Origin of the sequence: Leuconostoc sp. BM2, assembly GCF_002095565.1 — a bacterium.
Classification (GTDB): domain Bacteria; phylum Bacillota; class Bacilli; order Lactobacillales; family Lactobacillaceae; genus Leuconostoc; species Leuconostoc falkenbergense.
The window spans coordinates 1-3,753 of the sequence record NZ_MOWQ01000068.1; the positions used below are offsets into that span (position 1 = coordinate 1).

Annotated in this window: 5 protein-coding genes and 2 pseudogenes; 4 read left to right on the forward strand and 3 right to left on the reverse strand. The window is 33.0% G+C overall.

Features of this window, described 5'->3' with window-relative positions; all coding sequences use genetic code 11:
• The 3 genes and pseudogenes from BMG01_RS11080 to BMG01_RS10160 all read left to right on the forward strand — a co-directional run.
• A pseudogene (locus BMG01_RS11080) lies at positions 1-112 on the forward strand (IS30 family transposase); the annotation flags it as partial.
• Between the two features lie 45 nt (positions 113-157).
• Complete coding sequence (locus BMG01_RS10155) at positions 158-463, forward strand: hypothetical protein (protein WP_198493668.1); 306 nt, start codon at positions 158-160, stop codon at positions 461-463.
• Positions 456-974: a hypothetical protein gene (locus BMG01_RS10160; RefSeq protein WP_233127302.1), complete on the forward strand. Its 519-nt coding sequence runs from the start codon at positions 456-458 to the stop codon at positions 972-974. Before BMG01_RS10155 ends, BMG01_RS10160 begins: the two co-directional genes overlap by 8 nt.
• Before the next feature lie 662 nt (positions 975-1,636).
• On the opposite strand, the gene BMG01_RS10165 is transcribed toward BMG01_RS10160, so the two are convergent.
• Positions 1,637-2,236: a hypothetical protein gene (locus BMG01_RS10165; protein ID WP_036067915.1), complete on the reverse strand. Its 600-nt coding sequence runs from the start codon at positions 2,234-2,236 to the stop codon at positions 1,637-1,639.
• Positions 2,237-2,308: 72 nt separating this feature from the next.
• Complete coding sequence (locus tag BMG01_RS10170) at positions 2,309-3,175, reverse strand: DNA adenine methylase (RefSeq protein ID WP_036067927.1); 867 nt, start codon at positions 3,173-3,175, stop codon at positions 2,309-2,311.
• Positions 3,176-3,422: 247 nt separating this feature from the next.
• Here BMG01_RS10170 and BMG01_RS11360 point away from each other — a divergent pair, with 247 nt between their 5' ends.
• Positions 3,423-3,590 carry a hypothetical protein gene (locus BMG01_RS11360; RefSeq protein ID WP_198493673.1) on the forward strand — a complete coding sequence of 56 codons (168 nt, stop codon included), beginning with the start codon at positions 3,423-3,425 and terminating at the stop codon, positions 3,588-3,590.
• Between the two features lie 51 nt (positions 3,591-3,641).
• On the opposite strand, the pseudogene BMG01_RS11085 reads toward BMG01_RS11360, so the two are convergent.
• Positions 3,642-3,753: pseudogene (locus tag BMG01_RS11085) on the reverse strand (IS30 family transposase); the annotation flags it as partial.

Here is a 3,753-nt window from a genome sequence, read left to right on the forward strand (position 1 = left end):
TAGCGCCAAAGAATTAGATCAAATTAATCATTGGATCAATGCGAGACCAATGAAAACACTCAACTGGCAATCACCACGAAAGGTTTTTCAGCAGTTTGCAGTGTTCGGTTAATTCTTGCAATCTACCATTTACTTATCTTTTCTACGTGCATTGCTGATGACAGTTGAAGAGCACTCTGAGTTTAACGATGTTCAAAGTAGTGGAGTAATTATGGATGCGGCTCTCTCAAATCTTGATGAAGAACACATTCAGCAGATAAGTCAAAAAATTCTAGGGTCGTTTGATCAATTAATTTTTTTGTCGTACAAGGCACAATTACGCAATGAATTAATTTCAGGAATCAAAAATAAAGTAGCGAAGGTTTATGAATTGGCGAAGGATGATCGCGGTAATATCATAACAACCACTCGTAATGTCAATTCAATTGAAGAGTATGTAAATACGGGAGAAGATGATGAATAACCAAATGAATCCAAGCGACTTTACGTTTCAGTTTCAAACAGCTAAATACAATAATATTGATAATTTTTTGACTCTTCATAGAATGAATTCAGTTCAAATTCAATTCTTACTGGCGCTTTTTGGTTCAAACAAGGACAAAAAAATTTCACTTAACGAAAAAGACGGATCAGATCAGCGTAGCTTTTCTCGTACTGTTTTTTCAAAAAATGCTCCAGAAATGGAGCGAAATTTTGGATTGATTACAATATTAAATAATGAAAATTTGCCATACAACGATTTGCTTAATAAAAAAGCTTTTTTGAAAAATGGGAATGGTAAAAAATTTTTTGAACTCGATAACGTTTCTGAATTTTATCAATCACTTTTAGGTGGTATTAGTTCTCTTAATGACCTAATGTTTGAATATGGTAATGATGAAGATAATATTTTTGATGCACTTTACGATTACTTAACAGAAGAGAATAATGTTGCCGTAATAGAAAGGGTTAGTGAACAAGTAAAAAGATATTAACATGGTTCATTTTTAATAATAAACTAAAATATATTTCTGTTGTATAAGTGAACAAAATTTCAAATATTTAAATTTCCAAAATATAATTCAAAACATAGACATCTATAATAAACTATTTATATCACAATTATGTGCTTTAGATCGCTATGTGAATATTTTGAGATAGCTTAAATTGAGCAACAAATACAAGTTAAAATAGATTGGTTAGTTATTCTATTAGCAATCTATATTGAAAATGGATAAGGCTTATTTTTAAGTCGTCCGCTTCGACAGAACATTTAAAAACTAGTTTTAGAGGAGCAAATAGTTTTTGATATTCTAATTATGCTCCAGATTTTTTACAATGTAAGTCGTATAATAAATCTTCATGTGTTGGATTGATGCTCCGTCTCTCATCGTTATTGCTAAAATCATGCTCATAAATCATAAATACGTACCGAAAAATTGAATGCATGGTTAGGCTTAGTACTTGCAGGGCGCCTCAAAACTAATGTCTGACTATCTACCATACTTTCAACAAAATAACTTCATCTCGTGGCTAATTTTTTTATGCCTTTCTCAGGGGGAAAGCTCATTGACGACACACATTCTGACTTCGTTTCTAGTGCCAATGTTACTAAATAATTTTTTAAATTCGTATGCTGGAATCTCGTCCTCAATTGTTACAGGCCAAACCACCAATAATCATACTCATCAAAAAATATTTTTACGCCGTCTATCCTAAGGTTATCAAAATAGTCAGCATATCCTTTTTCGTTGTTTCCATTGGCGCCGTGAATCCACCAATCACTATTAAAAAGTGCAGAAAACTCAACTGATGGTTTAGGTTCTTTTTGGAGAATATTGAAGTTATTCTGATACAAACGCCTTTTATTGACAAAACCAAAAATCTTTTCATCAACAGATCCAGGTCCTTGTTGCCATTTCTTTTCGACTATAAAAACTGTGTTTGTTTCAAAATTAAAAAATACTTCGTCTGGTTTCCATTTTTTATGATTTTGATTCTTGACACCATATTCGTTAAAAAGAACATTGTAAAATTGAAATTGCTTGGTTATTATCCCAACTTTTTTGCCATCTACTTTTCTAACGACTTCATAAACTAAACTAGACGACTTAATCATGCTGTTCGCAACATTTATTTCATTAACTTCGTATTTATTACTTAAATCTCTTTGAAGTCTTGCCACCAAATCTGTAAATGATTCAAATTTTAAACCACCACGATTAGTATTGGCACCACCTATACCGCCTTTTTTCATTTAAAACCTCCGTCAACACAAAAAAGACTCAGAACAACATTAATGTTATTCTGAGTCTTTTTTATAATAAAATCAATAAGTAGTGATAATTACCTCCCCCACTTTACCTCTTTTGGATGCATTGGAATTTATTGAACGATTAGCTTTGACATGATGAATTTTAAATATTAAATCTGAATATAAGTCTTTGATCAGTGGTACATCAGCATTTGATAACATAACTTTCACCCCTTGATTTGCTAATGCCAATGCTGTGTCTCTTAATTGTTCTTGTTGAACTAATCCGAAATTATCTTTGGTGTAATTCGTGAATGATGAAGTTTGATTCACTGGAATATAAGGTGGGTCAAAATAGACAAAATCTCCCGTATTGGCGTCTAATACTGCTTTTCGATAGTCTGCATTCATAATTTTAACATTTGAACGATTGAGATATTCTGAAACAGATCTAAATGATTCCGTTACCAAGTTTAGTTTTTTATGTGAACCATAAGGAACATTGTTTTGTCCGTCTTTGTTCTCACGCCATAGACCATTAAACCCTGCTTTATTCATGTAAATAAAACGAGCACCACGTTCGATGTTAGTCATTTTAGTAATTCTGCCGTCTCGGTCCGTTGCTCGCAAATCCACATAATATTCTTTTGTGTCTTGCTTTTCATGTTGTAACAATAGTTCAGACAATTCGTCTAAATTATCTCTAATTGATTCCCATGCGTTAACTAATTCAGTATTTGAATCATTGATGACAGCGTTTTTAGGAGCCAACCTTAGTAATAGTGCACCACCACCAACAAAAGGTTCGTAATACTTATCGTAGCCGTCCTTTGGCATACGTTTGACCAACTCAGGCAACAATTGGCGCTTGCCACCAACCCACTTGACGAATGGCGACAAAAAGTTCCCGCTCATTGCATTTTCAAAGTCTGCTACAGTCATATCAAATGTATTAGCAATATTTTCTTTAGCTATTTCATTCCAATGAGTAACTGGTGTTCTCGCCATAGACAATAACGTGGTATATTTAATATCGGCACTCAGTGCTAATTGCTTTTGAGTAAAGCCGTTTAGCTTTGCTAATTCTTTTAGTTCATTCACTATTATTGCTCATTTCGTTTTTTATTACTTAATTATAACAAAAAACACGAAATAAACAATGGAAAAATAAAATATAGGAGACTAATTTATGTCGAATAATAACAAGCCGATTGTTCAAACAGAAGGATACAATGGTCAAGAACCAACACGTATCTGTCCTAATTGTGGTTTAGAAAAACCATTAAGTGATTTCGGATGGCGTAATATGGGAGACGGAACTGTTCGCAATCAGTCATGGTGCAAAGATTGTCGTTGATAAAGAAATGAACCTATTAATGTTTATTTTATTTATGGTAGATTGCAAGAATTAACCGAACACTGCAAACTGCTGAAAAACCTTTCGTGGTGATTGCCAGTTGAGTGTTTTCATTGGTCTCGCATTGATCCAATGATTAATTTGATCTAATTCTTTGGCGCTA